Here is a 26,925-nt window from a genome sequence, read left to right as displayed (position 1 = left end):
GTTTCACGACCGCCGCAGCCTGAACGAGGCGGCGAGGGCGGCCAGACAGACGAGCGCCGCGAGCGCCAGCGCCCCCGCCGGTGAACCGTGCGCCAGCACGGTGGCCACCGCGGCGGCGCCGAACGCCGAGCCCACTTGCCGCGTCGTGTTGAACACCCCCGACCCCGCCCCGACGAGGTCGCGCGGCAGTTCCGAGGTGGCGAGCAGCGACATCGGGCCCCACATCATCGCGCTGCCCACTCCGACGACGGCCGAGGGCACCATCAGCCACGCGGCCGCCAGTCCCGCGGCGATGACCGCCACGAAGATCCCGAGGCCGACGGCACAGACGGCCAGCCCCGCCGACAGCAGGCCACGGGGATCGCGACGCCGCAGCGATCGGCCCACCCGGGGCGCGAGTAGAGCGGAGACGAGCGCGGTCGGCGCGAGCAGGAACGCAGCGCCTCCCGGCGAGACACCGTGCTGCTGCTGGGCGTACAGCGTCGCAGGGAAGACATAGGCGGTCACCCACGCGCCCGCCAGCACATTCACGCCTGACGACGCCGCGAAACTCCGGATTCGGAACAGCCGCAGCGGGACCAGGGCACCGTCGCCCCGGCGCCGCTGCCCCGCGAGGAACGCTGCCGCGACGATCGCGCCCACGCCGAGCGTGAGCCACGGCAATGCCCCGTTCCCGCCGACCTCCTGCAGCCCGTAGACGAGGCCGAACACTGCGACGGCGGACAGGGCGGCGCCGGGGAGGTCGAGCCGGCGGGCGGTCACCGTCGAACCCGGCACGAAGCGCAGGGTCATGACGATGCCCACGATGCCGAGGGGGACGTTGAGCCAGAACACCCACCGCCAGCTCGCGACATCACTGAGCACGCCGCCCAGAAGCGGGCCGGCCAGCGTGGCGATCCCGGTGATCGAACCCCACACACCGAGGGCGCCGCCGCGGGACTCCATCGGGAAGACGAGGGTGATGATCGCCATGACCTGTGGCGTCATGAGCGCCGCACCGAACCCCTGGACGACGCGCAGCGCCACCAGGGCGCCGATGGTCGGCGCGCATCCGCAGGCGAGGGAGGCCACGAGGAAGACGGAGAGGCCGAGCAGGTACATCCGGCGGTGGCCGAACCTGTCGCCGAGGCGCCCGCACACCAGCATCGGGACGGCGAAGGCGAGCAGGTACGCGGACGAGACCCACAGCACCGATCGGACATCGGTCCGCAGGCCCTCCATGAGGCGAACGGTGATGACGGACAGCGCCGTCGCGTCCACCAGGATCATGACGTAGCCGAGGGCGAGCGCGCCGAGCGCGGCCCACCGGTCGGCGAAGACGGACGGGGATACGGGCGTGGAGGTACGCAAAAGAGGGGACTCCTGACACGGGTGGCACGGATGGAGGCGTCCGTCGATGCGGCAGCGCGCGTCGACACGTGTCAAGAGATCATGCGCAGCAGCCTATCCCGCATGGTGCGCACCTGATCAAGTGATTTACCGGCCCCCGTCTCATCGACGGAGGCCGGCACGCCTACAGGCGCGGGTCCACCGGCTCCGACTCCTGCGCCAGCACAGCGAACACGGCCTGGTGCACGCGCCAGAGCGGCGCACCGTCGACGAGCGAGGCGAGAGCGTCGAGCCCGAGGGCGTGTTCCGCCAGCGCCATCTTCCGCTTGCGAGCGAGGTTCCGGTCACGCAGCACGTCGAGCGAGTCGAGGTAGTCCGGCCCGTAGATGATCCGCAGGTACTCGCGGCCGCGGACCTTCAGACCGGGCTGCACCTTCCGCCCGGCACCGTCGAGCGGCTTGACGACCATCCCCTCGCCGCCCGCCTCCGTCAGCTCGGTCCACCACCGTGTCGCCTCCGCACGGTCCGTCTCCGATCCGAGATCGACGATGCGGTGCCGAGTGGGCGTGAGGAACGGATCATCCAGCGCGCCAAGGGCCTCCATGTGCCACTCGTGCGACTCGGTGGCGAGCACTCGTCCCTCGGCCGCCAACACCTGGAAGGGTGCGACGGTGACGCCGTCGAGCCCGTCCGTCGGCCGGCAGTACCTGGCATAGGCATCGCGGAAGGCACCGGCGTTCACCATCCTCCGTTCCGTACGCGCGCGGAGCGCGGTCACGTCGAGACCGCGGGCGGCGGCACCGTCGAGCCCGGTGAGAGCCGCCGGGAGCGCGACGCGGGCGGCGGCGCCGACCGAGGCGTACTGCGAGCGGATCAGGCCGTCGGCCTTCACCGACCACGGCAGGAGCTCGCAGTCCAGCGCGAGCCAGTCGGTCTCCAGTCGGTCGAACAGCGGGTCCACGGCCCGGCGGAGGCGGTCCACCAACGGCTCGACGTCGTCGAAGAAGGAACGACCGGTGCGGGTGAACACGGCGCCCGTACTGCCGTCCGTGACGCCGAATCGGCGTGCGGCCGTGGCACCGTCCCGGGCTAGGACGGAGACCGCCCGCGAGCCCATGTGCTTCTCCTCACAGATCACCCGCCGCACGCCCCAGGCGGCGTAGTCCTCGAAGGCGCGACCCGGGTGCTCCAAGAAGCCCTCGCCGCGCGACACCGACGCCGGGGACATGGTGGCCGGCAGGTACACGAGCCAGCGCGGGTCGACCGCGAACCGGCTCATCACCTCCAGTGCGGCGGCGGCGTTCTCGGACTCGACCTTGATCCGGCCGCCCGTGCGGGTGGGCAGCCAGCGGGTGCCGCCGACGTCGTCGTAGCGCAGCACGGACGCGACCCGATCCTGCTCCGACTCCTGCGACTCCCGCGGTTCCGGCCGGACCGGCTCGTACCACTGGGATTCCGCGGGGACGGAGACGATCTCGCGCTCCGGATAGCGCAGCGCGGTGAGGGCGCCGCCGAACACGGCACCGGTGTCGAGGCAGAGCGTGTTGTTGACCCACGCCGGCTCGGTGACCGGCGTGTGCCCGTAGACGACGGTGGCGGCACCCCGGTAGTCGCGGGCCCACGGGTACCGCACGGGGTAGCCGAACTCGTCCGTCTCGCCGGTGGTGTCGCCGTACAGGGCGAAGGCACGCACCCGCCGCGAGGCCCGGCCGTGGTACTCCTCCTTGAGGCCCGCGTGCGCCACGACGAGCCGACCCGCGTCGAGGACGTAGTGGCTGAGCAGCCCGTCCATGAACCCCTGAGCCGCGGTGCGGAACTCCTCGGTCTCGGCGGCCAGCTGATCGAGCGACTCCTGCAGTCCGTGTGCCACGGTGACCTTCCGCCCCTGCAGCGCGCGTACCAGCTTCGCTTCGTGGTTCCCGCTGACGCACAGCGCGTTCCCCGCGGCCACCATGCCCATGACGAGGCGCAGCACGCCCGGGGTGTCGGGGCCGCGGTCGACGAGGTCGCCCACGAAGACCGCGGTGCGGCCCTCGGGGTGCTCGGCGCCGTCCGGGCGCACGTGCCAGCCGAGATCGGTGAGCAGCGTGCGCAGTTCGGTGGCGCAGCCGTGCACATCGCCGACGATGTCGAACGGGCCGGTGAGCTCGGTACGGTCGTTCCACGGCTTCTCGCGGATGATCGCGGCACCGTCGGCCTGCGCGACGTCCCGGAGGACGTGGACCCGGCGGAATCCCTCCTTCTTGATGCCCTTCATCGACCGGCGCAGCTCCCGCACCTGCCGGGTGATCACCTGCGGACCGAAGGTGCGGTCGGCCCGGATCCGGTTGCGCTCGACCGCGACCTCGTCGGGGAGGTCGAAGACGATCGCGTCGACGAGGACGTCGTGATCGCGCGCGAGCGCCACCAGGGACGCGCGCGCCGCCCGCTGCACGTTGGTGGCGTCGACCACTGTCAGCAGGCCGCGGCGCAGCCGGATCCCGACGAGGTGATGCAGCAGGTCGAAGGCGTCGGCGGTCGCGGCTTGATCGTTCTCATCGTCGGCGACGAGGCCGCGGCAGACATCACTGGAGACGATCTCTGTGGGGCGGAAGTGGTTGCGCGCGAACGTGGACTTCCCACTGCCGGAGGCACCGACGAGCAGCACGAGGCCGCGCGCGGGCACGGTGATCGGCGCGGATGCGGCGGTCGGGGCGGCATCGGTCGGCGAGGTCATCGGTCGGTCTCCTTCCGGGTGAAGACGGCCATCTGGGTGGGGGTTCCGCGGTCGGGGTCGATGTCGCCGATGCCCTCGTAGCGGACCACGTAGCCGTGCCGGGCGGCGACGCCGTCGGCCCAGGAAGCGAATTCGGCGCGACTCCACTCGAACCGGTGGTCGGTGTGCCGCATCCCGGTCAGGTCCGGGTAGAGCGCGTTGTACTCGCGGTTGGGTGTCGTGACGATCACCGATCCTGGGCGGGCGGCGCCGAACACGACGTGCTCGAGCGCCCCCAGCCGGGACGGATCCACGTGCTCGATCACCTCCATGAGCACCGCGACGTCGAAGCCGGACAGGCGCTCGTCCTCGTAGGTCAGTGCCGCCTGGAACAGGTCGACCCGGGCGCGCTGGCGCTCGGTCATGCCGTCGAGGTGCAGCCGCTGCGCGGCGCGCTGCAGCGAGCGGACGGAGACATCGCAGCCCGCGACCCGCTCGATCCCCCGGGTCGCCAGCAGGCGTTCCACGAAAGCACCCGGCCCGCAGCCCAGGTCGACGACGCTGGCAGCACCACAGTCGACGATCACTCGATGCACCGCGTCGTGGCGCAGTGCGTTCAGCGGCCGGGGCGCGACCTCGTCGTCGGACGTCGCGGACGGCGCACCGTCGAGCTCCGCCAGGCGATCGAGGGCCTGCGCGGCGAGGCCCGGTCCCCGTCCGAGGTAACGGCGGGCGATGAGCTCCCGCTCGGGATGCGCAGCGAGCCAGCCCTCCCCGGACCGGAGCAGCTTGTCCACCTCATCGGGGCCCTGCCAGTAGTGCTTCGACTCGTCGAGGACGGGCAGCAGGACGTAGAGGTGATTGAGCGCGTCCGCGAGGCGGACCGTGCCGGTCAGCCGCAGTCGCACGTACCGGGAGTCGCCCCAGTCCGGGAAGGCGTCGTCGAGCGCGATCGGCTCGGCCTCGACCGACCAGCCCAACGGCGCGAAGACGCGCTCGGCCACCGCCGGACCACCGCGGCAGGGCAGCACCGGGATCGCGATGTCGAGGTCGATCGCGGTGTCCGCCACCGCCTGCCGCGACCCGCCCTGCCCCTTGCGCGCGCTGCGGAAGACGTCGGCGAGGGTCGCGGCGAGCAGCGAGGACGCGGCGTACGGTCGGTCGTTCACGTACTGCCCCAGCGAGAAGTCCGGCGTCGCGCGACGACGTCGCGCGAGCGCGATCGGATCCACCTCCAGCAGCAGTGCGGCCGTACACCGCTCCTCCGACGCCTCGGGGTAGAACACCGTGGCCGTCCCGAAGGGCTGCGAGAACTCCTGCACCCGATCGGGATGCTTGTGCAGGAGGAATCCCAGGTCGGTCGCGGGGGTACGGGTCGTGGAAACGGTCAGGTACACCCGTCCATTCTGCGCTGTCGCGGAGCGGCGGCCAAGCGATATTCAGTTGAGCGCACCGTCGGGCGTACCTATCGTCGCAGCATGACCGATCGGAAGAATGTCGAGTACGGGGACCGCGACGTGGCGCTGCAGGGCGAGATCCTGCGCACCGTCGTGGGTTCCGGCGTGCACGGCATCGCGATCGCGGGCACCGACGACCACGACGAGCTCGGCGTGTACGTCGAGCCGCCCGAGTCCCTGCTCGGCGTCGAGGAGCACCGTCCGGACTACATCTGGCGGACGCAGCCCGAGGGCGTGCGCAGCGGGCCCGGCGACACCGACCTGGTCATGTACTCGCTGCGGAAGTACCTGCGGCTGGCCGTCAAGGGCAACCCGACGGTGCTCCTGCCGCTGTACGCGCCCGAGGAATCGGTGATCACGGCGACCGATCTCGGGCGATCGCTCCGGGAGCTGCGCGCGGCGTTCCTCTCCCGACAGGCGGTGGAGCGGTTCCTCGGCTACATGCACTCCCAGCACGAGCGGATGCTGGGCCGGGCGAACGGCGTGCCGAACCGGCCCGAGCTGGTCGAGCGGTACGGGTGGGACGTGAAGTACGGCAGCCACGCACTGCGGCTCGCGTATCAGGGGTACGAGATCGCCCGCTTCGGGACGCTCACCCTGCCGATGCCGGCCGAGCAGCGCGAGCACGTGCTGGCCGTGAAGCGGGGCGAGGTCCCGCGCGCCGCGGTCTCCGCGGCGATCGGGGTGCTCGAGCGGCAGGTCCGCGAGCTGCTCGACCGCGGCACCCCGCTGCCCGAGCAAGCCGATACCGGCCGGATCACCGCGTGGGCGGTGGCCACGCAGCGCGTTCACTGGGAGTGGTGAGTTCCGCGCTCCACCCGTGGTGGATTGTGCCCGCCCAGCGGGCACAATCCACCACACCGCTCAGAGGAGGGCGTCGATCTGATTCATCGCCTCGGTCATCCCCTCCGCCATGCCCATCTCCAGCACCCGCTCGAGCTGCTCGAGCGTGCGGTGGACGGCGACCAGTTCCATCCGCGTCGATCCTCCCGCGGCCGTGAGGACGACCGTGTTCACGGAGTAGTCCTCGGGGTCGACGGGCTCGCCGTCGTCTCCGGCGAAACCGTCACGGAAGGTGAAGGTCGACGGTGCCGCCGTGGAGTCGGTCGACCACCAGCCTGCGGCCCTCGTCCCGTCCGGACCGGTCATGTAGTAGCGCGACTCACCGCCGGGCCGCAGCTCGTGGCGGACGAAGGTGGCCGGCCAGGTGGGCGGGCCCCACCACTTCTCCAGCAACCGCGGGTCCTCCCAGAGCTGCCAGACCTTCTCGGGCGAGGCGGCGAACTCCGCCTCCAGGGTGAACGTCAGCGCGTCGCGATCGGCGCCGGTGGTGAGCACGGGCATGGCGGAACTCCTTGGTCGAGTCAGTCGATCGGTTCAGTCCGTGGCGGCTCGAGCAGCGCATCCATCCGCGCGACCCGGCCCCGCCAGAGGTCCTCGTAGCCGCGCAGCAGGCGGGCGCCGCGCGCGATGGTCTCGATGTCGGGCCGGACCAGGGCCTCGCGGCCTCGTCGCACCTTCGTGACCAGGCCCGCCCGCTCCAGCACCGCCACATGTTTCTGCACCGCCGCGAAGCTCATGTCGTAGCCGCGGGCGAGCTCCGACACGGAACTCTCCCGCTCGATCACCCGGACGACGATGTCGCGCCGGGTGCGATCCGCGAGGGCGTGGAAGAGGCGGTCCACCTCGTCCGGCGCCAGTTCATCTACAACCATCACGTTGTACGTTACGGCCGTCACAGTCGCCGCGCAAGCAGTTCTGCACCCGTGCAGGAAAGTGATAGATTTCGTGCCGGGCGCTCTCACCGCAGGATGGCGCCCGATTGACACCAGGGTGTTGAATGTCAAGACACCCGCGGAAGGAGTCACACCGATGAGTTCGCGCGCCAAGGCTGCACAGCACGAGCCCGCCGAGGTCGAGATCCATGCTCGCAACGTGAGCTTCGACTGGGAGAACGTCCCGCTCGAATGGATCCCCGGCGAGCCCGTGGCCAGCGACATCGTCAGCAGCATCCTGCACTCCGTGCTCCCCGAGGGAGAGCGCTGGTTCTGCGAGGTCTACACCGAGGCGCTGCCCTTCGTGAAGGACGAGAACCTCGCCCGCACGATGCGCGGCTTCATCGGCCAGGAGGCCATGCACGCCGAGTCGCACGACCGCGCGCTGTCCGAGTACCTGGAGCGGTGCGGCATCGACACGAAGCCGGTGGCCCGGCAGTTCGAGTACATCTTCCGCAAGATCCTCGCACCGCGGACCTACCACTCCGATCGCGCCCAGTACAACGACATGGTGCAGCGGCTGTGGCTGATCGCGGCCGTCGAGCACTACACCGCGATCCTCGGCGTGTTCGCCCTCAACAACGCGTGGGACGAGTTCAACGTCGACCCGACGATGGCCGACATCTGTCGCTGGCACGGCGCCGAGGAGGTCGAGCACCGGTCCGTCGCGCACGACGTGGCGAACTACTTCGACCCCAGCTACTTCCACCGCTGCCGCGCGATGATCGTGGGCATCGTCTTCCTCATCCTCGCGCTGCACCGCACGTCGGGCTACATGCTGCGCAAGGACCCGAACTTCAGCTACTCCTACCCGCGGCTGTGGTGGGAGTACCTCAAGGGCTCGCACAAGAACATCCTGCCGAAGCTGCGGGACGTCGTGAAGTTCACGCTCATCTACTTCAAGCCCAACTTCGACCCGGCCTCGATCGGCTCGACGGCGCAGGCCGTGGCCTACCTCGCCACCTCGCCGGCCGCCCGGGCGGCGAACGGATGACCGGGGATCGCAAGGCCCCGTCTGTCTTCCGGCCCTGGGGCGAGCCCGTCACGGAGGTGCCCCCGCACCTGTACGGCCGCTGGAAGCACGACCCGCTGCTGCGCTTCGCCAACGCCTTCTTCGGCGTGACCATCCCCGCGTTCGCGCATCTGATGAAGCCGCGGAACCTGGCCGAGCCGAGCACCTCCCGCGACCTGCGAGTGGTCTCCCGCGAGATCGTCGCGCACGACAAGGACGTCGTCGCACTGACCCTCGTCTCCGCCGACGACTCCCCGCTCCCCCGCTGGACGCCCGGCGCCCACCTGGACCTCCTGCTCCCGTCGGGCCGCATGCGCGAGTACTCCCTGTGCGGCGACCCCGCGGACTCCGACACCTACCGCATCGCCGTGCGCCGGATCCCCGGCGGCGGAGGCGGTTCCGTCGAGGTGCACGAGACCCTGCACGTCGGTTCGACGGTGACCGTCAAGGGACCCCGCAACGGCATGCCCATGGCCGTGCCCGGCCACGGATCGTCCGCCGAGCACCTGCGGTTCGTCGCCGGCGGCATCGGCATCACGCCGATCCTGCCGATGATGATCGCCGCCGAGCGCCTCGGCCTGAGCTGGTCGATGCTGTACACCGGACGCTCCACCGACACCATCCCGTTCATCGCCGAGGTGGCGACGTTCGGCGACAAGGTCGAGGTCCGCACCGACGACGAGCACGGCATCCCCACCGCCGACATCCTCATCGGCGACACCCCCGGCCCCACCGCGCTGTACGCGTGCGGACCGATTCCGATGCTCGAATCGCTGCGCGTCGGCCTGATCGGCCGCACGGACGTCGAGCTGCACTACGAGCGGTTCTCCGCGCCGCCCGTCGTCGACGGTAAGCCGTTCACCGCAACGCTGTCCGCTTCCGACATCACGCTCGACGTGGCCGCGGACGAGACGCTGCTGGCCGCGATCCTCAAGGCCAAGCCCGACGCCCCGTACTCCTGCAAGCAGGGCTTCTGCGGCACCTGCCGGATGACGGTGACCGAGGGCACCGTCGACCACCGCGACAAGACCCTGACGCCCTTCGAGCGGGAACAGGGCCAGATGCTGACCTGTGTCTCGCGCGCGGCGGGCTCGCACCTGACCATCGATCTGTAAGGCGTACACCATGACTGACCAGCACCGGTTCGACGTGACCAGCTCCGACGGACTCACCCTGGCCGGGTTCCGTTACGGCACCCATGATCCCGCCCTCCCCACCGTGGTGGCGATCCACGGCTACCCCGACAACCACCACGTGTGGGACGGTGTGGCGGCGGCGCTCGACGGCCGTGCGAACGTGTACACCTACGACGTGCGCGGCGCGGGCGAGTCGGAGGCGCCGGCGGGCAAGGCCGGATACCGGTTCGATCGCCTGATCTCCGACGTCTCGCGCGTGATCGACGCGGTGCGCGAGGTGAGCGGCGACCGGTCGAAGGTGCACCTGATCGGCCACGACTGGGGCTCCATCCAGGGCTGGCACGCCGTCGTCGACCCCGCGGTGGCGGACAAGACCGCCTCGTACACATCGGTTTCCGGGCCGAACCTCAACCACGCGGGCGAGTACCTGCAGGGTGTCAAGGGTTTCAAGGACGTGCCGGCGCGGCTGCGCCAGGCGGCCGGCTCGACCTACATTCCGTTCTTCCTCGCCCCCGGACTCGCCGATTCGCTGTACAAGCGCGGCTGGGGCCAGAAGCTGATCGAGACGCTGGAGAAGCGCGGCACCGGCGGCAGGGTCGCCGAGGGATACGTCCGCAGCGAGCGCGACTTCACCAACGGCTTGAACCTGTACCGCGCCAACATGCCCGGCCCGTTCCTCAAGCCCGCCGAGGCGACGACCTCCGTACCCGTCCAGGTGGTGACGCCCGAGGGCGACCTGTTCGTGACGCCGCCACTGCAGCTGGCCGGCCTGGACAAGTCGCCGAAGTCGCGGCACGTGTCGGTGCCCGGCGGACACTGGGTGGTGGCACAGAACCCCGGACCGCTGGCGGATGCGACCTTCGAGTGGATCGAGTCGAACCGATGATCTCGCGGATCCCGGTGCGCGGCCGGTGGGTGCGCGTGCGCACGTCCGGCGACGCGTCGCTGCCCACTGTGGTTCTGCTGCACGGCATCACGCGCAGCCTGGAGGACTGGGACCCGACCTTCGAGGCCCTCGCCGGCGAGTTCCGTCTGATCGCTCCGGACCTGTCCGGGTACGGATGGTCCGCCCCGCATCCCGACGGTGCCGGGCTCGCCGCCCTGGGCCGCGGCGTGGGTGAGCTGCTGGACGCGCTCGAGGTGACCGGCCCCGTGCACGTGGCGGGCAACTCGCTGGGCGGCGCGGTCACGATGACCCTGCTGGCGCAGCGGCCCGAACTGGTGGCGTCGATGACCCTGGTCGACCCGGCCGGCTTCGGCTCCGAGGTGACCCCGCTGCTGCGCGTGCTGGGAATCCCGGTGCTGGGCAAGATCATCGCGACCACCGCGAGTCGGCCGGGCGCGATCGTGCAGGAGCGACTGATCTTCGCCGACAAGTCCTACGCGACCCGCGCGCGGATCGACCACGCGATGGCGATCGCCCACGAGACCGACGCGGGCCTGACCGCATGGAAGACCGCGGACGAGCTGGGGTCCGTGCGGCACGGCATCCTGCCGGGCTGGCGCGACGAGCTGCACACGACGATCGCGAAGACGCCGCGACCCACGATGGTGCTGTGGGGCGATGCCGATCGCGTGCTCCCGCCCTCGCAGTTGGAGAACGCGCGCTCGCTGATGCCGCACGCGGAGACGCACCTGATCCCGGGCGTCGGCCACATGCCACAGCTCGAGTGCGCGACCGAGTTCGCGGCGCTGCTCACGGACTTCCTGCAGCGCAACGCCATTGCGGACCTGCCGCGGGCCGCGTCGCAGTAGCCGCAGCGCTTGCGCGACCCTGCGGACGATGCGGACATCGCGGGCGGCGCGGGCGGCGACCGCAGGCGACGTGTGTCGCGCGCGGAGCCTATGCACTTCTCGCACACCAGCATCGTCGCAGCTCAAGAGTGTAATCGAAGTTCCCGTCGATGCGTCCCGCACATGCCCCGACGGTCTGTGCGGCGCACCCGGCGAGACCATCCTCGGGCTCACCGATCGGACCGCAGTCCACCGATCACTTCTGATTCTTCATAGCGTTGCAGCGCTATGAAGAATCAGAAGTGACAGCGGGACGTGGGACCACGTGAATCAGCGGGCGGGCGCGGCTCCGAGCGCGGCGGCGGCCGCGGTGAACGCGCGCCATTCCTCGCGGAGGCGGGTGAGTTCTTCGCGGCCGGCGTCCGTGAGTTCGTAGACCTTGCGGGCGGGGCCGGACTCGCTCTGCTCCCACTCGGCGGCGATGAATCCGTCGTTCTCCATCTTCACCAGCGCCGGATACAACTGGGCCCCCTTGATCGGCTGCAGCCCCGCATCGACCAGCGCCGCGGAGACGCCGTAGCCGTGCCGCGGCGCCGACTCGAGCACGCCGAGGATCAAGAGCGGCAACGTCGCCCGTTGCCACGCAGCGGTGCTCATCCGGCCACCTTCCGCGTCCGCTCCCGCCATGCCCGCGGGCCGCTCGTGAGGACGCCGATCGCGAGCATCACGCTCAGAGCGATGTTCAACGCCCTCGCACTCCCCTCGGCGTCGACCGCCATGAACGCTGCGAAGAGTGCGAGGACGAGGTAGAAGGCCGGCATCCGCCACCAGTATCGACCCGATGCACCGGAGGCATCACCCGCGAGACGTCGCGCCATCGCACCGGGCGCCCCGAAATCGTCGAACGCGGTGGTCGTCAGCTCCGCCCGCAGGTTGCGCTCGTAGTCCGCCGCATCCTTCCAGTGAACCCCCTTGGCACGCAGGGCCCCTCGGAATCGCTCGAACCACTCGTCGTCGGTCCATGCGCTCTGCGGCGTCCGTGCCGGCACGAGCCGCCAGGCCACGACCGCGAGCACACTCGGGAGCAGGAACGAGATCGCGACCAACCACCTGGGCGCTCCCGCGATCAGTACAGAGTCCGACCCGACCACTCCGGTGACGACGCCGCCGGCGGCTACGGCCGCGAGTGCACCCACGGCGAAGCGCGTCGCCGAACGCACCCGCCCGGCGGTGTAGAACGCCACCGCCGCAGAACCCGCGACCATGCACGCCACCACGGCGACCCCGAGTACGAGCGGACCGAGGCCCACGTCGACGGGGCCTGCACCGTCGAACAGGAACATCCCGCCCACACCGATTCCCATCATCAGCAGGATCACCGCAGACAGGGCGAAGACATCACGCATGCCCAGCCCTTCCGCCGCCTCCGCATCGGCGTCCGGACTCCCGTACTCGATCGCATCGGCCCGGGCGAGCTCCACGGGATCGCCGAACAACTCGTCAGCGGAGACTCCGGCCGCGGCGATGGAGTCGACGAGCTCGTTCTGCCGAGCGACGACGAGCTCACGATCGACGCCGTCCTGCCACGCGAGGGTGACGACGTAACGCTTGCCCCACTTCTCGTCCCGCTCAGCGAAGTCCTTCGCTTCCATCTCGACTCCTACCTAGATCGAATTTGTATCTAGATATAGCAGTCGGGACGACGACGGACAACACCGCCGACAGCGAGGGTATGCACGAAATGAATAGTCTCCAGGCGCAAAACACGACCTGACCAGGCGTGACGCGAGATATGCAGAAGATGAATACCCCGCGGAGTGACTACATCGTCACTGCGGGGCGACGACCGAGCGGGCGAGCACCGTCGCCTTCGCCGTCGTGGGGACGCGAACGCGGCCGGAGCGGGCACCGTCGAGCCCGGCGGACCGGAGACGGCGGACGAGCTCCCCGTAGAGGTCGGCGGCGGCGCGGACGCCGCGCTGGACGTCGCGCGGGAGCCGCGCGATCCCGGCGCGACCGGCGGCGAGGTCGGCGGCGGCGTCGTCGAGGGCGTCGTCGAAGGCCTGCTGCGTGAGCTCGGGCAGGTAGGCGCGGCCGAGGCGGAGCTCGTCGTCGGTGAGGTCGCGCAGGAAGTTGACCTTCTGGAAGGCCGCCCCGAGTCGCGCGGCGTCCGGCGCCAGGCGCTCGTAGTCCGACCCGGCGCCGGGAGCGGAGCGAGCGGGCCGACTCGAGGCGGGCACGCCATACAGGTAGGCGCGCAGGCACATCAGCCCGACCACCTCGGCGGACCCGTGGATGTACGCGGCCAGCGACTCCGGCGTGTGCGACGCGGGGGTCAGGTCCGCGCGCATGGACGCGAAGAAGGGCCTGGTCAGCTCGGTGCCGAAACCGGTCGCACGGGCGGTCGCGGCGAAGGCGTGCACCACGAGGTTCGCGCTGAACCCGTCCGAGATCGCGGCCTCGACGGACGCCTCGAGCGCGTCGAGGTGGGCCCGCGGATCGGTGGGGCAGGCACCGTCGACGATCTCGTCCGCCACCCGGACCAGCCCGTAGATGGACGTGATGTGATCACGCACGCGGCACGGCATCATCCGCGCGGCGAGCGAGAACGACGTCGAGTAGTCGCGGATCACCACGGCGGAGGCCGCGACCGCGGCGTGGAGGTACCGCTCGCTGGAATCCATGCCCACCAGTGTCCCGACCGTGTCGGCGGACCTGTCAGGCACCCCGATACGGTGGGGGCATGCGCGTCGCCACCTGGAATGTGAACTCGGTCAAGCAGCGGCACGGGCGGCTGCTGGAGTGGCTGGACTCGCGCCGGCCCGACGTCGTCTGTCTGCAGGAACTGAAGATGACCGACGACGCCTTCGCCACGCTGATCGGCCCGGACCTGGAAGAACGCGGCTACGAGTTCGCCACCGCGGGACAGCCGGCGTGGAACGGCTCGGCGCTGCTGTCGAAGGTGGGCCTGCAGGACGTCGTCGTCGGGATCCCGGGCGCGCCCGAGTACGAGGGCATCGTCGAGGGCCGCGCGATCTCGGGCGTCTGCGGCGCCGGAGACGGCGACCCCGGCATCCGCGTGCACTCGCTGTACACGCCGAACGGCCGCGAGATCGACTCCGATCACTACGCCTACAAGCTCGAGTGGCTCGCCGCGCTCGTCGCGCAGGTGAAGGCCGACACCGTCCCCCAACTGGTCTGCGGCGACATGAACATCGCGCCCACCGACGAGGACGTCTTCGACCCGGCGGCCTTCACCGGCCACACGCACGTCACGCCGCCGGAGCGCGACGCGATCGCCGCCCTCGAGGCCCTCGGCCTGCGCGACGTGGTCCGCGAACGCTGGCCGCACGAGCAGGTCTTCTCCTACTGGGACTACCGCGCCGGCATGTTCAACAAGAACCTCGGCATGCGGATCGACCTGATCCTGGCCAGCGGCACCGTCGCCGACCGGACCGCGGCCGCGTGGATCGACCGACAGGCCCGCAAGGGCAAGGGGCCGTCGGACCACGCCCCCGTCATGCTCGACCTGGACACCGCTCCCGACGGTGACATCGGTCCGATGGTGCCGCCACCGTCGGCCGGGCGGGTGAGCCCGAAGGGCGCGAAGCTTCCCCAGACCAAGGACTGAACCGTTTGCAACCGCAACGTGACTCTCGCTACACTCCTGCACCGACAGGCGGAACGAGGGAGTGCATGTGGACGCGGTTGCAGGCAGCATCAGCAGACGGCACGCCCTGCGCGCCGCCGGTGTGGGGACCGCGGGCGCGGGCATCGCCGCGCTGACCGGCCGGTTGGGCACCGGCCTGGCCTCCGCCGAACCCGGCGTCCGCAGCACCGCCACCCCGGACTCCCGCACGACGTGGGACCCGGAGTGCGACGCACTCATGAAGTCCGTGCTCGAGCGCGGCGACGTCGACCGGACGAACCGCGCCCTCGCGCAGTGGACGACGAACTCGCAGCCCGTCCCCGACGGCATGCCGTCGGACGTGCGGGACTTCATCGAGGAGGCACGCAAGCTCCCCGAATGGCTCGACGCCCGCCTGATGAAGGGCGCCGACACCTTCTACACCACCCGTAGCTTCTATCTCTCGACGATCATCGGGCTCTGCGGCGGGATCATGATGTCGGTGATCCCGCGCGAATCGCGGGCCGTCTACTGGTCGGCCGGCGGCGCGGACATGAAGGACCGCATCGCCAAGACCTATCGCCTGGTGTACGACCAGATCGCCGTCGGCGCCTACGGCCCCAACGGACGGGCCGCCACCACCGCGGTGAAGGTCCGTCTCACACACGGCGCCGTGCGGCACCTACTGCCGCAGTCGCCGCACTGGAAGAAGGTCGCCGACCAGCCCAAGCCCATCTCGCAGGCCGACATGATGGTCACCTGGCACACCCTCGCCACCATGGGCATGCGGATCATGCGGAACTGGGGCGTCCACCTGCCGCAGGACGAGGTCGACGGGCTGCTGCACTCCTGGCAGGTCAACGGGCACATGCTGGGTATTCGCGACGATTACATCCCGTCGAGCTGGGACCAGGCCGAGCGCCAGGCGCAGAAGGACCTCGACACGATCATGGGTCCGACCCCCGAAGGGGTCAAGATCGCCAACATGTTGGTGGACCACGGTCGCGACCTCGACGGACGAATCGTGTCGCGGCCGGCGATCGAGGCGTTCACCCGCTACTCCCTCGGCGACAAGCTGACGGACTGGATGCAGCTGCCGCCGCAGCCGCTGTACCAGGGCCTGCTCACCGCCACCTGGCCCACCTACGTGGCCATCCGCGAGGGAGGGCTCACGCAGGCCGCCCTCCCTCCCGAGCTGTACCACCAGATGGACCAGCTCGCGAACACCTTCGAACTCGTGTACCTGGGCGGCTTCCGGCCGATCAACATCGCCATCCCCACGGGCAACAACCCGAATTACGGTAAGCCGCAGTACAAGTGACTACTCCTCGGTGCTGAGCACCTCGGCGACGAATCCGTTCACACGGGTCCGCAGGTCAGCGAGGTTCTGCTCGCGGATCATCTCCACATCGGTGCCCTTGTGGAACGCGGGCGGTAGCTTGCGCGCGTTCGCGGCGCAACTGAAGTCCTCGCACACGAGCATGCCGATGGTGTCGCCCTTGCGACCGGCGGCACCGCCCCGTCGGACGGTGTAGAGGACCGCCTGGCTCGTGATGTTCACGTCGCGGCACCACGAGCACATGGCCTTCGCGGCGGGCTTCTTCTCGGCCTGGGTGAGGATGACGGTGACCAGCTCGGCACCGTCGGGTCCGGTGGTGGGGACGGCGACGTAGGCGCGCCGCGGGATCTTCCTGTCGCGCCACCCGAGGTACTCGAGCTTGCCGAAGTCGAGGTCGTCGAAGTCGGCCGGGAAGGTCACGCGCTTGATCTCGCTCTTGGTGGCGCCGCGGAAGGCGTCGATGATCTGCTGCTGGGATACGGGATCCATGATTGAACCGTTCTGTGATCCCCGGGCGGTGCGCCGGGGGTGAGGTGTGTAGGCAGAGCTGCGCGGCCGGTCCGGTGGATCGGCTGCGGGGCGGGATCATCTGCCGTGGCGCAGGGCGCCGGACACTCCTCCTCGGTTCATGCACTCCACCCTACGCGCGCTGTCACGCGAATTTCGCCGCCAGCTCCGCCCATGTCCGATCCAGCTCGCCGGCGGGGAACCGGCCGTCGATCTCGAGGATCGCCATGCCGTGCGCCGCGGCCCACAACGCCTGCGCCGCATGCGGATCGCCTGTGACCTCGAAGAAGGGTGCGCCCGACCACTCCTCCAGTCCGTCCGGGAGCGCGCCCCGGTCCAGTGGCCCGACGGTGGCGAGTCGGTACAGGTTCGGGGTGGCCCGCGCGACGGAGCGGTAGTCGCGAATCAGCTCTGCCACGCCGGTGACGGGGCGGAGTGCGGCGCCCGACTCGGCGAGCGCGACACCGACGAGGACGGCCTTGAGCGCGTCCTTGTTCGCGAAGTGCTTGTACAGCGACGGTGCGCGGATCCCGATCTCGTCGGCGAGGTCGCGCATCGTCACACGATCCCAGCCGTCGCGTTCCAGCAGGACGCGGGCGGCCGCCACGATCTGCCGGGCGCGAGGGGTCGCGGCGCGCAGCGGGTCCAGCTCGTCGGGGATCACCGGGCGATCGTAGCCAGCACCCGTTCCCGCAGCGCGCGGTTCATGGCGTCGAAGCCGTCGGCGACGTCGATCGACGAGCCGACCACGGGCACCAGCACTCCGCGGAACCGCTCACCCTGGATGAATCGGGTCCCGGTCGGCGTGGTCTCCAGACGGAAGGAGTGCTCGCCGTCGAGCAGCCGGGGCAGCAGAACCCTCCCCAACCAGCGCAGTTCGCGCTCCGGATCCACCGCCAACACCTCGGGCCGGAAGCCCGTCTCGGAGCCCCGGTCCCGGATCCGGACGTCGAGGTCGCGGCCGACCTCGAGACCGTCCGGCGCAGCGGCGCGGATCACGAACGGATTCCACTGCGGGTAGGCCTCGAAGTCGGTCAGCACCCGCCACACCTCTGCGGGCGACGCCTCGATCTCGACCGACCGCTCGACGGTCCGGTCCCGGTACAGCACGGCCGCGAGTACTCCCACCAGCACCATCACTGCGACCACCGACAGAATCCACTTCATGACGCCTCCAGGCTAACATTGTTAGCCTCATTGTAAGCTAACGTCGTTAGCCGCACAACCGCCGACCCGGCATTGACCACGCGGCCGACCGAACCTAATGTGACCGGCGAGTCACTTCTACGAACGCGGCGAGAGGAGCAGCGCATGACCACCTCGGTCACCGGACCCGCGCGCTCCGGCAGCCGCGGCGTCCCCCGCGAGGTCCGCGCCGCAGCGATCCTGGAGGCCGCCGCCCAGGAGTTCGGGGAGGCCGGATACGCCGGCGCCCAACTCACGACGATCGCGGCGCGCGCCGACGTGTCGAAAGCCCTCGTACTGGCCTACTTCTCGTCGAAGGAGAAGCTGTACATCGCCTGCGTCGAGAAGGCCGGCCCGATCGTCTTCGACGCGGTGACCGGCGCGGTCGCCTCGCCGAACTCCCCAGAACCGCACATGTCCCTGTTCGGCCGGTCCGCGAGCGCCGTCCTCACCTCACTGTTCACCGCCCTCGAGGGCCGCACCGGATACTGGGCGCTCCTGTACGACCGCACACTCCCCGTCGGCGCCGGACGCGACGCCGCCCGCGCCCAGCGGCACCGACTGCGGGAACAGTCGGCGCGCGCCGTCGCCGATGTGCTGCGCGCCGCGGGTCTGACCGATCCCCGGGACAGCTCCGCCGCCGTCCTGATCTGGGAATCGATGGTCTCCGCGTCCATGCACTGGTGGAGTCTCGATCCCGGCATGTCCGCCGGCGAGGTGTCCGCCACCTCCGCGCGCATCCTCGCCGCCCTGTCGTTCCCGGCACCGTCGACCACCCCCGAAACGGAGATGTCATGAGCCGCAAGATTTCCACCCTGTTGTCCCGCGCCGTGGTCGACGCGGCGCTCCCGTTGCTCGACAGCAGGATCGAGGCGTCGAGGCGTCCCTTCGACCAGCCCGAGATCCTGCGGCCGCACGTGACGTCCAAGGTGTGGTCGACCACGCACTACGGGGTGTTCGTACCGGACCTGCCCGAGCCCTACCGGTACGTGAACACGATGACGCTCATCGGCGCGCCCGGCGCGGAGCTCTTCGACCAGGATCATTTGGCGGCTGCGGACGCCCGCAACACCACGACGGTGCTCTCCTCGACCGCGTACGCCGACCAGCACTTCTACCGCGCGTACGACGCGTCGACGGAGTGCAGTTTCGCCCGCGACGGCTCCACACTCCGGTGGGGCGACGAGCTCGCGATCGACATCGACCTGCCGCGGGTGACGGTGCGCGGGCGCTACCCGGGATTCGGCGTCGACCTGGAGCTCGAGGTCACCGACCAGGTCTCCTACTTCGTCAAGACGCCCGTCTACGACCACCTCAGCCTGACGGCGCCGTACACCGGCACCGTCGACGGCGATCGGGTCGAGGGTGTCGGCACGTTCGAGTACGCGCGGATGCGCACGCACCAGTCACTGCTCGGCCGACCGATCCCCGGCCCGCTCAAGCTGCCGATCGACTTCTTCACGTACCAGATCATCGACATCGACCCCACGACGCAGATCCTGCTCACCGACGTCCGCGCCCGCGGCAGCATCGCGTGCCGCCTCGCGCACGTGCGCCGACTCGGCGCGCCGGCGGAGGTCTACGAGGACGTGCGGATGGAGGTGCTCGAGTCCCGCGAGGTGGTCGACGAACGGGGCCGGGCGATGACGGTGCCCGTCCTCCTCCGGTGGACGGTGCGCGACGGCGATGCCGAGGTGCTGACCGTGGACGGTTCGGTGGACAGCACGCTGCGCTACGGGCACGGACGCGGCTACGTGGGCGCGTACACCTACATCGGGTCCTACCGCGAGGAGCCCGTCGCCGGCAGCGCGTACCTGGAATGGATCGACACGCGCGACTGAGCGCGGATCGGCGCGTCAGCCCCGCGGGGTGTCGCCCGCCGGACCCGACGGCATCCCGCTGCCGGGGCACATACCTTTCCGACAAGCCATGCACGCGAAGCATGGCTACAAAACCGCAGGTCAGTGGCAGTTTTCGGCGATCGAGTCATGCGCGGAGCGCATGGCAGCGCCGCAGCACCCGGGCTCAGCGCCCCGTGCCGCCGCAGTAGGAGCCGAAGTACGAGGCGCTCCAGAGCTGCAGCGCAACGGTGCCGCCGATGAGGAGGACCAGCATCGCGACGCCGAAGACTCGCAGACCACGTGTCGTCCCATAGACCATATCGCCGCCCGCAGCGGCGCCGAGGATCAACGAACAGCCCAGCCACAGCAGCCCGACGATGTTGATGCCGATTCGACCGCTGACACCGACCCCGATGCCGCAGACCTCGACGGCGACGAGGTGCATCCGCACCCACGACCAGTAACCGATCGCTCCGGAGCCCGCGAGCACCACGATGAAGGTGGCGACTCGGGCAAGAGTCCCGAGCACGGCGCGCCGGCTCGCGTATTCGCCATTGTTCGAGAGGCCGCCACGCCGGGGGTCGACTGACATCCGACCAATGTAGCGAAGCGCACTGGGAGATGCGTCTAACGCATCAGCGCCCGCGGGCGATGTCCAGCGCGGCCTTCGGGCGGGACAGGAGGTACTCGCGGGCGAGGTTGCGGACCCAGGCGCGGCGGGTGCAGCCGCACTCGGCGCGGACGGCGTCGGCGTCGAGGCCGAGGTGCCGGGCGAGGGCGGCGGCCCGTCGGGCATGGAAGAACTGGGAGACGAGCAGGACACGTTCCACCCCGAACTCGTCCCGCGCGCGCCGACAGGCGAGGTAGGTGTCGAGGCCGGCACCGTCCGTGAGCAGGGCCGATTCGGGGACGCCCCGGTCGAGCAGCCATCCCGTCATCACGGCGATCTCGTCGCCGGACATGCCGCCCTGATTGCCGGAGACCAGGATCTTCTCGGCCTTCCCCAGCCGGTACAACTGCAGCGACGCCTCGAGCCTGCCCTCGACGAACGAGCCCGGGCGGCCACCGAGTACGGACGCACCGAAGGCGATCGCGACGGGGGCCGACGGGGCGTCGGCCGGGAGGTGGAGGGGCCCGGTTCCCGTGATGCCCGTCACGACGGATCGCAACCGCCCGGCCGGGCGGGCGTTCGACGATGCGACAGAACTCATGACCACACCTTACCGACCAGGTAGTTAGGTCATCCTTCGCGCGAAGGCACCAGGTCCGCGATCTACCGTTATGCCAGACGCAGTGGTTTCGCGCTTATATTACTCGCGAGTAACATGAGTGCTACCCAGCCCGCGAGGCAGAAAGGTGCACGACGTGGACCAGACGTATTTGGCCGCCGCCGAGTCCGACATCACCCCGCTGAACATCACCCTCGGCACGATCGGCGCGATCGCCTTCGTGCTCGGCTGGGCGATCTTCTTCCGAGGCGCGCTCCGCATGGTGCGGATCATCGCCCAGGGACAGTCGGCCAAGGACCGCTGGCTCCCCTTCATCCCGCGTGCCGCGGAGGTCGTGGTCGAGTTCCTCGCCCACACCAAGATGATCAAGAACCGCACGGTGGGCATCGCCCACTGGTTCGTCATGGTCGGCTTCCTGCTCGGCATGGTGCTGTGGTTCGAGGCTCTGCCGCAGACCTTCGACCCGTCGTTCCACTGGCCCGTCATCGGCGCGTGGCCGGTGTACCACCTCGTGGACGAGATCCTCGGCATCGCGACCTTCGTCGGCATCCTGGTGCTGATCGTGGTCCGGCAGGTCAAGCACCCGCGGAACCCCGCGCTCTTCTCGCGCTTCGCCGGCAGCAAGTTCCTGCCCGCTTACACGATCGAGGCCATCGTCCTGTTCGAGGGCCTCGGCATGATCATGGTCAAGGCCGGCAAGATCGCCATGACCGGCGAGTCCGACCCCGTCACCGACTTCTTCACCCGCCACGTCGCCGAGCTGCTCCCCGCGAGCCCGGCGATGGTCACGGTCTTCGCCTTCATCAAGCTGATGTCGGGCGTGACCTTCCTGATCTGCGTCGGCAGCAACCTCACCTGGGGCGTCGCGTGGCACCGGTTCTCGGCGTTCTTCAACATCTACTTCAAGCGCGAGCTGGGCAGCCGCCGCGCACTGGGCGCCGCCAAGCCGATGGTCTCCAACGGCAAGGTCCTGACCATGGAGAACACCGACCCGGACGTCGACAACCTCGGCGCCGGCAAGATCGAGGACTTCTCCTGGAAGGGCTGGCTGGACTTCACGACCTGCACCGAGTGCGGTCGCTGCCAGAGCCAGTGCCCCGCGTGGAACACCGGCAAGCCGCTGAGCCCGAAGCTGCTCATCATGGGCCTGCGCGACCACGGCTACGCCAAGGCGCCGTACCTCCTGGCCGGGGGCCGCACGGACCCGGCCGGCGAGCAGATCGGCCTGGTCGGCAAGGACGGCACCGTCGACGAGGCCGCGCTCGAGAAGATCCCCGCGGAGGCCCGCGCCGAGGCCGAGCGCTCGCTGGTCGGCCCCGCAGGTGAGGACGGCGCCCTGGGCGGCGTCATCGACCCCGAGGTCCTGTGGTCCTGCACCACCTGCGGCGCCTGCGTCGAGCAGTGCCCCGTCGACATCGAGCACGTCGACCACATCGTCGACATGCGCCGCTACCAGGTGCTGATCGAGTCGGAGTTCCCGCACGAACTCGCCGGCCTGTTCAAGAACCTCGAGAACAAGGGCAACCCCTGGGGCCAGAACCCCAGCCAGCGCACCGCGTGGATCGACGAGATGGACATCGAGATCCCGGTCTACGGCCAGGACGTCGAGTCCTTCGAGGGCTTCGAATACCTCTTCTGGGTCGGCTGCGCCGGCGCCTTCGAGGACCGCGCGAAGAAGACCACCAAGGCCGTCGCCGAGCTCCTCGACGTGGCCGCCGTGAACTTCCTGGTCCTGGGCCAGGGCGAGACCTGTACCGGCGACTCCGCGCGCCGCGCGGGCAACGAGTTCCTGTTCCAGATGCTGGCGCAGCAGAACATCGAGCAGCTCGACGAGGTCTTCGAGGGCGTGCCCGCGAAGCAGCGCAAGATCGTCGTGACCTGCGCCCACTGCTTCAACGCGCTCGGCAACGAGTACCCGCAGGTCGGCGGCGACTACGAGGTCGTCCACCACACGCAGCTGCTCAACAAGCTGGTCCGCGAGAAGCGCCTCGTGCCCGTGGCGCCCCCGAGCGAGGACGTGACCTACCACGACCCCTGCTATCTCGGTCGCCACAACCAGGTCTACGAGGCTCCTCGTGAGCTCATCGGCGCCTCCGGCGCCACGCTCAAGGAGATGCCGCGGCACCTCGAGCGGTCCATGTGCTGTGGCGCCGGCGGCGCGCGCATGTGGATGGAGGAGCAGCTCGGCAAGCGCATCAACATCGACCGCGTCGACGAGGCCCTGAACACGCTGTCCTCGACGCCCGCCGAGACCCCGAAGAAGATCGCCACCGGCTGCCCGTTCTGCCGCGTGATGCTCTCCGACGGCGTGACCGCCCAGACCGCGGACAACGAGGCCGCAGCGCCCGAGGTCGTCGACGTCGCCCAGATGCTCCTGGAGTCGGTCCGGCGCGGCCTCCCCGAGGGCATCGTCGTCGGCAATCCGAACCGCAAGGTGTCCGACGGTGCCACCGCCCTCGCCGAGGCACCTGCCGCGACTCCGGCGGCCGCACCTGCCGCGGCCGCTCCTGCTGCGGCCCCGGCCGCGCCCGCGGAGAAGAAGGACGCCAAGCCCGCAGTCGGCCTCGGCCTCGCGGGTGGCGGCAAGCGCCCCGGCGGCCCGAAGAAGCCGGGTGCGCCCAAGCCTGCTGCGGCTCCGGCTGCTGAGGCCGCTCCCGCGGCCGAGGCCCCCTCGGCCCCTGCGGCACCCGCGAAGCCCTCGGTCGGGCTGGGTATGGCCGGCGGCGCCAAGCGCCCCGGCGCGAAGAAGCCCGGCGGAGCCGCTCCGGCAGCTGCACCTGCTGCTCCCGCGGCCGAGACCGCTCCGGCGGCCGAGGCACCGGCAGCGCCGACTACGCCCGCGAAGCCCGCGGTCGGGCTCGGCATGGCCGGCGGAGCCAAGCGACCGGGCGCGAAGAAGCCCGGCGCGCCGAAGCCTGCAGCGGCCCCGGCGGAGGCCCCCGCGGCCGCCGCTCCCGCGACCGAAGCACCCCCGGCTCCGGCCGAGGACCGCACGCTGGCCACGGCCGGAGAATCGAAGGCCGCAGGATTCGGCATCGCCGCCGGCGCCAAGCGACCGGGCGCCAAGAAGCCCGGCGCACCCAAGGCCGCGGCACCCGCCGCTCCCGTCGCCGCGGAGGCCCCCGCCGCTGCCGAGGCTCCTGCAGCTCCGGTCGCTGAGGCACCGGCCGCCCCGGCCGCGGAAGCCCCTGCGACGTCCGCGGCTCCGGCCGTGGACCGCACGCTGAAGACCGCGGGCGAGTCCAAGGCCGCGGGGTTCGGCATCGCCGCCGGCGCCAAGCGCCCGGGCGCCAAGAAGCCCGGCGCACCCCGCGCCGCGGCACCCGCTCCGGCCGAGCCCACCCCGGCACCCGAGGCCCCCGCGGCCCCGGCACCCGCCGAGGAGGCTCCCGCGGACAGCGCACCGTCGGTCCCGGAAACCGCAGTTCAGGAAGCCCCCGCAAGCCCGGCACCGTCGGGCGGGAACGACCGGACGCTGACGACGGAGGGCGAGTCGAAGGCCAAGGGCTTCGGGATCGCGGCGGGCGCGAAGCGTCCCGGCGGCCGGAAGTGATCGACTCCGAGCGAATCGCTATCAACCGATAGGGCAGGATGGTCCCGTGCCTGAGTACGTGAGTTACGAGGAGTTCGGGCGGCGCTTCTTCGAGATCGCCGTGAACGAGGAGCGCGTCGGCTCCGCGTTCGCCGACATCGCCGGCGGCGATTTCACCGTGGGCCCGATCCCGTCGGGCCCCGGTGGGATGGCCAAGGTGTGGGCGCAGGTGGAGATCGACGAGCCGCAGCTCACCCGCCAGGTGGGCGAGCTCATCACCTTCACGGTGAAGATCCCGCTGCGCATCGGCCTGCTCATCGACCTCAAGGTCGACCGGATCCGCTACGACGTGGCCGGCCTGATCACGCTGCCGCTCACTGTGCGGGCAGCCGCGCCGCTGGAGCTGCGCATCGAGGTCGACCCGCCCAGGCCCAAGGACGTGTGGGTCGACGTCGAGTCGCGGACGATCCGCGGCTCGATCGTGCGCGTCGTGGCCAGCGTGGACGCGGAGATCCGGCGGTTCATCGCGCAGTACGTGGCCGAGGAGATCGACAAGCCCGAGGTCAAGAAGGCGCGGATCATCAACGTCTCCGAGGAGCTGGGACGCGCCTTCCACAACCTCGGCGACGAGGAGGACCCGCAGGCCGCGGCCGGCTCCGCACCCGTTGCCGAGGTCGTCGAGGTGGTGGAGGTCGTCGAGGTGGTCGAACCCACCGAGATCCTCCCCGCGCCGCCGGCCACACCCGACCAGTAGTCGGGGAATCCCCCGATTCCCGCGCGGGAGTCGTTGTCGCCGTCCGCGTCGGGAAATCCGCGGATCAGCCGGCGGCGCCGTCGACGATGTTCTGGATCGCCGCGCCGTACGCGGCCACCAGCTCGTCGGCGGTCGGCTCCCGGAACAGCGGCGCGGCCACCAGGTAGCGCAGGAAGGCCAGCCCGAACATCGTGCTGGCCACCACGCGCGCCGTCGCGATGTCGATCCCCGCGTGCTTCGTCAGCGTCGGGATCATCACCGACGACAGGAACTCGCCGAAGGTGTTGGCCGCGCCCTCGTCCGCGCTGATCGCGCCGCGCAGCAGCGCCCGGAAGGCATCCGTCGTCTCGGGCCCCTCCCACACGGTGAGCGCGGCCCGGACCAGACGCTCCCCCACTCCCTCCCGCGGACCGTCGAGGGCGGCGGTGAAGATCTCCTCCGGATCGACGGGCATGCTCATCACGCCCCGGAAGAGCCCCTTCTTATTGCCGTAGTAGTACGAGACCAGCGCGACGTCGACACCGGCGCGCGCCGCGATGGCGCGGATCGTGGTGCGGTCGTAGCCCACCTCGGCGAAGAGCTCCCGCGCCGCCTCGAGGATGTCCGTCTTGGCGGTACTCGTGCCCGCCCGTCTGCCCGTGGCCATGCGGCCAGCCTAACAGTATTTCAACGCGTGTTGACTTCTACGCCAACACAGTCGTAGTCTCGGTTTCATCACACGTTGAATTACTCGGAGGTGCTCCACCATGAGCAAGTCCCACGCCAAGCTCGCCGCGGCGTTCGCCGGGCTGGCCATCGCCATCCCACTCATCGTCCTGCTGTTCACCTGGCCCGCATCGCACGGCAAGCCGCACGACCTGCCGATCGGCGTCGCCGGGCCCGCGGCCGTCGCACAGCAGGTCGAGCAGCGCCTCGACGCCCAGCAGCCCGGCGGTTTCCAGGTGCACTCCTACGGCACCGAAGCCGACCTGGTGCAGGCCACGAAGGACCGGAAGGTCTACGGGGGCGTCGTCCCCGGGACCCTCGGCAGCGAGACGAAGGTCGTCGTCGCGAGCGGCGGCTCGCCCGTCGTCGCGCAGATGCTGCCCCAGATGACCACCGCGATGGCCCAGGGCCAGAAGGTGCAGACCGTCGAGGTCGCGGCGCTGTCCGCCGACGATCCCCGCGGTGCCGGCTTCGGCTCGATCGTGATGCCCGTCTTCCTCTCCGGCATGGTGCTGGCGCTGGCGACCGTGATGATCGGCGGCCACCCGAAGATCGTCGCCGTCGCGCTGCCCGTGGGCGCTGCCGTGGTCGGCGCGGCCGCCGTGGGCGCGGCCATGTCGATCGGCGTCCTGCCCGGCGGGTTCTGGGGCCAGTGGCTCGCCATGAGCGCGGGCATGCTCGCCATCGGCGCCACGGTCGCCGGCCTGGTCTCGCTGCTCGGCACCACGGGCATCGGACCGGCGGCGCTGCTGTTCATGCTGGTCGGGATGCCGCTGGCCGGGATCGCGGCACCGCCGGAGTTCCTGCCGCACATCTGGGGCGTGCTCGGCCAGTGCCTGCCCATCGGCGCTACGGGCACGGCCCTGCGCAGCGCGGCCTTCTTCGCCGACGGTGCCGTGGTCGGCGCCGGAGCCGGCGCGGCTTTCGCTGTGCTCGGCGCGTGGATCGCGGTGGGGTACGCCCTGCTCGTGATCGGCGCGGCGAAGCACCGGGCCCGGGCCGGCGCACCGTCGGACAAGGGCGAGGTGACGGAAAAGGATTTGCCGGAACCTGCGACGATATAGCCC

At 70.4% G+C, this 26,925-nt stretch carries 26 protein-coding genes; 12 read left to right on the top strand and 14 right to left on the bottom strand.

The window, feature by feature from the left end:
• Nucleotides 1–3: 3 nt before the first annotated feature.
• From AXK60_RS20380 to AXK60_RS20370, 3 genes are all read right to left on the bottom strand, one after another.
• Complete coding sequence (locus AXK60_RS20380; protein WP_068573939.1) at nt 4–1,350, bottom strand: DHA2 family efflux MFS transporter permease subunit; 1,347 nt, start codon at nt 1,348–1,350, stop codon at nt 4–6.
• A 163-nt stretch (nt 1,351–1,513) separates the two neighbouring features.
• On the bottom strand, nt 1,514–4,045 hold the full coding sequence (locus tag AXK60_RS20375; protein WP_068573937.1) for a polynucleotide kinase-phosphatase: 2,532 nt from the start codon (nt 4,043–4,045) through the stop codon (nt 1,514–1,516).
• On the bottom strand, nt 4,042–5,421 hold the full coding sequence (locus AXK60_RS20370) for a 3' terminal RNA ribose 2'-O-methyltransferase Hen1 (protein ID WP_068573935.1): 1,380 nt from the start codon (nt 5,419–5,421) through the stop codon (nt 4,042–4,044). Before AXK60_RS20370 ends, AXK60_RS20375 begins: the two co-directional genes overlap by 4 nt.
• Nucleotides 5,422–5,502: 81 nt before the next feature.
• Here AXK60_RS20370 and AXK60_RS20365 point away from each other — a divergent pair, with 81 nt between their 5' ends.
• Nucleotides 5,503–6,285 (top strand): nucleotidyltransferase domain-containing protein, encoded by a 783-nt coding sequence (locus AXK60_RS20365; RefSeq protein ID WP_068573933.1) that lies wholly within the window; start codon nt 5,503–5,505, stop codon nt 6,283–6,285.
• 60 nt (nt 6,286–6,345) lie between these two features.
• On the opposite strand, the gene AXK60_RS20360 is transcribed toward AXK60_RS20365, so the two are convergent.
• Nucleotides 6,346–6,825 carry an SRPBCC family protein gene (locus tag AXK60_RS20360; protein WP_068573931.1) on the bottom strand — a complete coding sequence of 160 codons (480 nt, stop codon included), beginning with the start codon at nt 6,823–6,825 and terminating at the stop codon, nt 6,346–6,348.
• Between the two features lie 20 nt (nt 6,826–6,845).
• Nucleotides 6,846–7,196 (bottom strand): ArsR/SmtB family transcription factor, encoded by a 351-nt coding sequence (locus AXK60_RS20355; RefSeq protein ID WP_068573929.1) that lies wholly within the window; start codon nt 7,194–7,196, stop codon nt 6,846–6,848.
• 157 nt (nt 7,197–7,353) lie between these two features.
• Here AXK60_RS20355 and AXK60_RS20350 point away from each other — a divergent pair, with 157 nt between their 5' ends.
• From AXK60_RS20350 to AXK60_RS20335, 4 genes are read left to right on the top strand one after another with little or no spacing between them, the layout of a single operon-like run.
• A complete protein-coding gene (locus tag AXK60_RS20350) occupies nt 7,354–8,250 on the top strand; it encodes a metal-dependent hydrolase (protein ID WP_068573927.1) in 897 nt (298 codons plus the stop codon).
• On the top strand, nt 8,247–9,383 hold the full coding sequence (locus tag AXK60_RS20345; RefSeq protein ID WP_068573925.1) for a PDR/VanB family oxidoreductase: 1,137 nt from the start codon (nt 8,247–8,249) through the stop codon (nt 9,381–9,383). Before AXK60_RS20350 ends, AXK60_RS20345 begins: the two co-directional genes overlap by 4 nt.
• A gap of 10 nt (nt 9,384–9,393) precedes the next feature.
• Nucleotides 9,394–10,290 (top strand): alpha/beta fold hydrolase, encoded by an 897-nt coding sequence (locus tag AXK60_RS20340; protein ID WP_068573923.1) that lies wholly within the window; start codon nt 9,394–9,396, stop codon nt 10,288–10,290.
• Nucleotides 10,287–11,159, top strand: a complete 873-nt coding sequence (locus AXK60_RS20335; protein WP_068573921.1) for an alpha/beta fold hydrolase — start codon at nt 10,287–10,289, stop codon at nt 11,157–11,159. Before AXK60_RS20340 ends, AXK60_RS20335 begins: the two co-directional genes overlap by 4 nt.
• Nucleotides 11,160–11,468: 309 nt before the next feature.
• Here the strand turns inward: AXK60_RS20335 and AXK60_RS20330 are convergent, their stop codons facing one another.
• From AXK60_RS20330 to AXK60_RS20320, 3 genes are all read right to left on the bottom strand, one after another.
• Nucleotides 11,469–11,795 (bottom strand): PadR family transcriptional regulator, encoded by a 327-nt coding sequence (locus tag AXK60_RS20330; RefSeq protein ID WP_068575262.1) that lies wholly within the window; start codon nt 11,793–11,795, stop codon nt 11,469–11,471.
• Nucleotides 11,792–12,790 (bottom strand): hypothetical protein, encoded by a 999-nt coding sequence (locus AXK60_RS20325; RefSeq protein ID WP_068573919.1) that lies wholly within the window; start codon nt 12,788–12,790, stop codon nt 11,792–11,794. Before AXK60_RS20325 ends, AXK60_RS20330 begins: the two co-directional genes overlap by 4 nt.
• 177 nt (nt 12,791–12,967) lie before the next feature.
• Nucleotides 12,968–13,864: a phytoene/squalene synthase family protein gene (locus tag AXK60_RS20320; RefSeq protein ID WP_244881144.1), complete on the bottom strand. Its 897-nt coding sequence runs from the start codon at nt 13,862–13,864 to the stop codon at nt 12,968–12,970.
• Nucleotides 13,865–13,881: 17 nt separating this feature from the next.
• Here AXK60_RS20320 and AXK60_RS20315 point away from each other — a divergent pair, with 17 nt between their 5' ends.
• Nucleotides 13,882–14,769, top strand: a complete 888-nt coding sequence (locus tag AXK60_RS20315; protein WP_068573914.1) for an exodeoxyribonuclease III — start codon at nt 13,882–13,884, stop codon at nt 14,767–14,769.
• A gap of 67 nt (nt 14,770–14,836) precedes the next feature.
• Nucleotides 14,837–16,087: an oxygenase MpaB family protein gene (locus AXK60_RS20310; protein ID WP_244881143.1), complete on the top strand. Its 1,251-nt coding sequence runs from the start codon at nt 14,837–14,839 to the stop codon at nt 16,085–16,087.
• Here the strand turns inward: AXK60_RS20310 and AXK60_RS20305 are convergent, their stop codons facing one another.
• The 3 genes from AXK60_RS20305 to AXK60_RS20295 all read right to left on the bottom strand — a co-directional run bounded on the left by AXK60_RS20305 (nt 16,088) and on the right by AXK60_RS20295 (nt 17,779).
• A complete protein-coding gene (locus AXK60_RS20305; RefSeq protein WP_068573913.1) occupies nt 16,088–16,594 on the bottom strand; it encodes an FBP domain-containing protein in 507 nt (168 codons plus the stop codon). It abuts the gene before it with no gap.
• A 163-nt stretch (nt 16,595–16,757) separates the two neighbouring features.
• Complete coding sequence (locus tag AXK60_RS20300; protein ID WP_175400080.1) at nt 16,758–17,276, bottom strand: TetR/AcrR family transcriptional regulator; 519 nt, start codon at nt 17,274–17,276, stop codon at nt 16,758–16,760.
• Nucleotides 17,273–17,779: an SRPBCC domain-containing protein gene (locus AXK60_RS20295; RefSeq protein WP_082778155.1), complete on the bottom strand. Its 507-nt coding sequence runs from the start codon at nt 17,777–17,779 to the stop codon at nt 17,273–17,275. Before AXK60_RS20295 ends, AXK60_RS20300 begins: the two co-directional genes overlap by 4 nt.
• Nucleotides 17,780–17,923: 144 nt before the next feature.
• Here AXK60_RS20295 and AXK60_RS20290 point away from each other — a divergent pair, with 144 nt between their 5' ends.
• Together AXK60_RS20290 and AXK60_RS20285 are read left to right on the top strand one after the other, a co-directional pair.
• Nucleotides 17,924–18,595, top strand: coding sequence for a TetR/AcrR family transcriptional regulator (locus AXK60_RS20290; protein ID WP_068573911.1), 672 nt, complete (start codon nt 17,924–17,926; stop codon nt 18,593–18,595).
• Entirely contained in the window at nt 18,592–19,638 is a 1,047-nt protein-coding gene (locus AXK60_RS20285; RefSeq protein WP_068573909.1) for a DUF6670 family protein, read from the top strand. The genes AXK60_RS20290 and AXK60_RS20285 overlap by 4 nt, the downstream gene beginning before the upstream one ends.
• 184 nt (nt 19,639–19,822) lie before the next feature.
• Here AXK60_RS20285 and AXK60_RS20280 read toward each other — a convergent pair whose 3' ends face one another.
• Together AXK60_RS20280 and AXK60_RS20275 are read right to left on the bottom strand one after the other, a co-directional pair.
• A complete protein-coding gene (locus tag AXK60_RS20280; RefSeq protein WP_139058059.1) occupies nt 19,823–20,230 on the bottom strand; it encodes a hypothetical protein in 408 nt (135 codons plus the stop codon).
• 43 nt (nt 20,231–20,273) lie between these two features.
• Nucleotides 20,274–20,849: a SanA/YdcF family protein gene (locus tag AXK60_RS20275; RefSeq protein ID WP_082789251.1), complete on the bottom strand. Its 576-nt coding sequence runs from the start codon at nt 20,847–20,849 to the stop codon at nt 20,274–20,276.
• Between the two features lie 190 nt (nt 20,850–21,039).
• Here AXK60_RS20275 and AXK60_RS20270 point away from each other — a divergent pair, with 190 nt between their 5' ends.
• Together AXK60_RS20270 and AXK60_RS20265 are read left to right on the top strand one after the other, a co-directional pair.
• Nucleotides 21,040–24,420 carry a (Fe-S)-binding protein gene (locus AXK60_RS20270; protein ID WP_068575258.1) on the top strand — a complete coding sequence of 1,127 codons (3,381 nt, stop codon included), beginning with the start codon at nt 21,040–21,042 and terminating at the stop codon, nt 24,418–24,420.
• A 46-nt stretch (nt 24,421–24,466) separates the two neighbouring features.
• Nucleotides 24,467–25,153, top strand: coding sequence for a hypothetical protein (locus tag AXK60_RS20265; RefSeq protein WP_068573903.1), 687 nt, complete (start codon nt 24,467–24,469; stop codon nt 25,151–25,153).
• Between the two features lie 64 nt (nt 25,154–25,217).
• On the opposite strand, the gene AXK60_RS20260 is transcribed toward AXK60_RS20265, so the two are convergent.
• On the bottom strand, nt 25,218–25,799 hold the full coding sequence (locus AXK60_RS20260; protein WP_068573901.1) for a TetR/AcrR family transcriptional regulator: 582 nt from the start codon (nt 25,797–25,799) through the stop codon (nt 25,218–25,220).
• Between the two features lie 100 nt (nt 25,800–25,899).
• On the opposite strand from AXK60_RS20260, the gene AXK60_RS20255 reads away from it, so the two are divergent.
• On the top strand, nt 25,900–26,922 hold the full coding sequence (locus AXK60_RS20255) for a hypothetical protein (RefSeq protein ID WP_068573899.1): 1,023 nt from the start codon (nt 25,900–25,902) through the stop codon (nt 26,920–26,922).
• Nucleotides 26,923–26,925 lie beyond the last annotated feature (3 nt).

Origin of the sequence: Tsukamurella pseudospumae, assembly GCF_001575195.1 — a bacterium.
Taxonomy (GTDB): Bacteria; Actinomycetota; Actinomycetes; order Mycobacteriales; family Mycobacteriaceae; genus Tsukamurella; species Tsukamurella pseudospumae.
The sequence above is the reverse complement of the archived record's forward strand: the minus strand, read 5'-3'. Positions and strand labels throughout refer to the sequence as shown.

Excerpts from the sequence above, each read along its gene's own strand:
- AXK60_RS20360 (WP_068573931.1), bottom strand. The coding sequence starts at position 6,825 with ATGCCCGTGCTCACCACCGGCGCCGATCGCGACGCGCTGACGTTCACC.
- AXK60_RS20275 (WP_082789251.1), bottom strand. The coding sequence starts at position 20,849 with ATGAGTTCTGTCGCATCGTCGAACGCCCGCCCGGCCGGGCGGTTGCGA.
- AXK60_RS20295 (WP_082778155.1), bottom strand. The coding sequence starts at position 17,779 with ATGAAGTGGATTCTGTCGGTGGTCGCAGTGATGGTGCTGGTGGGAGTA.
- AXK60_RS20350 (WP_068573927.1), top strand. The coding sequence starts at position 7,354 with ATGAGTTCGCGCGCCAAGGCTGCACAGCACGAGCCCGCCGAGGTCGAG.
- AXK60_RS20325 (WP_068573919.1), bottom strand. The coding sequence starts at position 12,790 with ATGGAAGCGAAGGACTTCGCTGAGCGGGACGAGAAGTGGGGCAAGCGT.
- AXK60_RS20340 (WP_068573923.1), top strand. The coding sequence starts at position 9,394 with ATGACTGACCAGCACCGGTTCGACGTGACCAGCTCCGACGGACTCACC.
- AXK60_RS20260 (WP_068573901.1), bottom strand. The coding sequence starts at position 25,799 with ATGGCCACGGGCAGACGGGCGGGCACGAGTACCGCCAAGACGGACATC.
- AXK60_RS20285 (WP_068573909.1), top strand. The coding sequence starts at position 18,592 with ATGAGCCGCAAGATTTCCACCCTGTTGTCCCGCGCCGTGGTCGACGCG.
- AXK60_RS20290 (WP_068573911.1), top strand. The coding sequence starts at position 17,924 with ATGACCACCTCGGTCACCGGACCCGCGCGCTCCGGCAGCCGCGGCGTC.
- AXK60_RS20315 (WP_068573914.1), top strand. The coding sequence starts at position 13,882 with ATGCGCGTCGCCACCTGGAATGTGAACTCGGTCAAGCAGCGGCACGGG.
- AXK60_RS20335 (WP_068573921.1), top strand. The coding sequence starts at position 10,287 with ATGATCTCGCGGATCCCGGTGCGCGGCCGGTGGGTGCGCGTGCGCACG.
- AXK60_RS20330 (WP_068575262.1), bottom strand. The coding sequence starts at position 11,795 with ATGAGCACCGCTGCGTGGCAACGGGCGACGTTGCCGCTCTTGATCCTC.
- AXK60_RS20280 (WP_139058059.1), bottom strand. The coding sequence starts at position 20,230 with ATGTCAGTCGACCCCCGGCGTGGCGGCCTCTCGAACAATGGCGAATAC.
- AXK60_RS20345 (WP_068573925.1), top strand. The coding sequence starts at position 8,247 with ATGACCGGGGATCGCAAGGCCCCGTCTGTCTTCCGGCCCTGGGGCGAG.
- AXK60_RS20365 (WP_068573933.1), top strand. The coding sequence starts at position 5,503 with ATGACCGATCGGAAGAATGTCGAGTACGGGGACCGCGACGTGGCGCTG.
- AXK60_RS20255 (WP_068573899.1), top strand. The coding sequence starts at position 25,900 with ATGAGCAAGTCCCACGCCAAGCTCGCCGCGGCGTTCGCCGGGCTGGCC.
- AXK60_RS20355 (WP_068573929.1), bottom strand. The coding sequence starts at position 7,196 with ATGGTTGTAGATGAACTGGCGCCGGACGAGGTGGACCGCCTCTTCCAC.
- AXK60_RS20305 (WP_068573913.1), bottom strand. The coding sequence starts at position 16,594 with ATGGATCCCGTATCCCAGCAGCAGATCATCGACGCCTTCCGCGGCGCC.
- AXK60_RS20375 (WP_068573937.1), bottom strand. The coding sequence starts at position 4,045 with ATGACCTCGCCGACCGATGCCGCCCCGACCGCCGCATCCGCGCCGATC.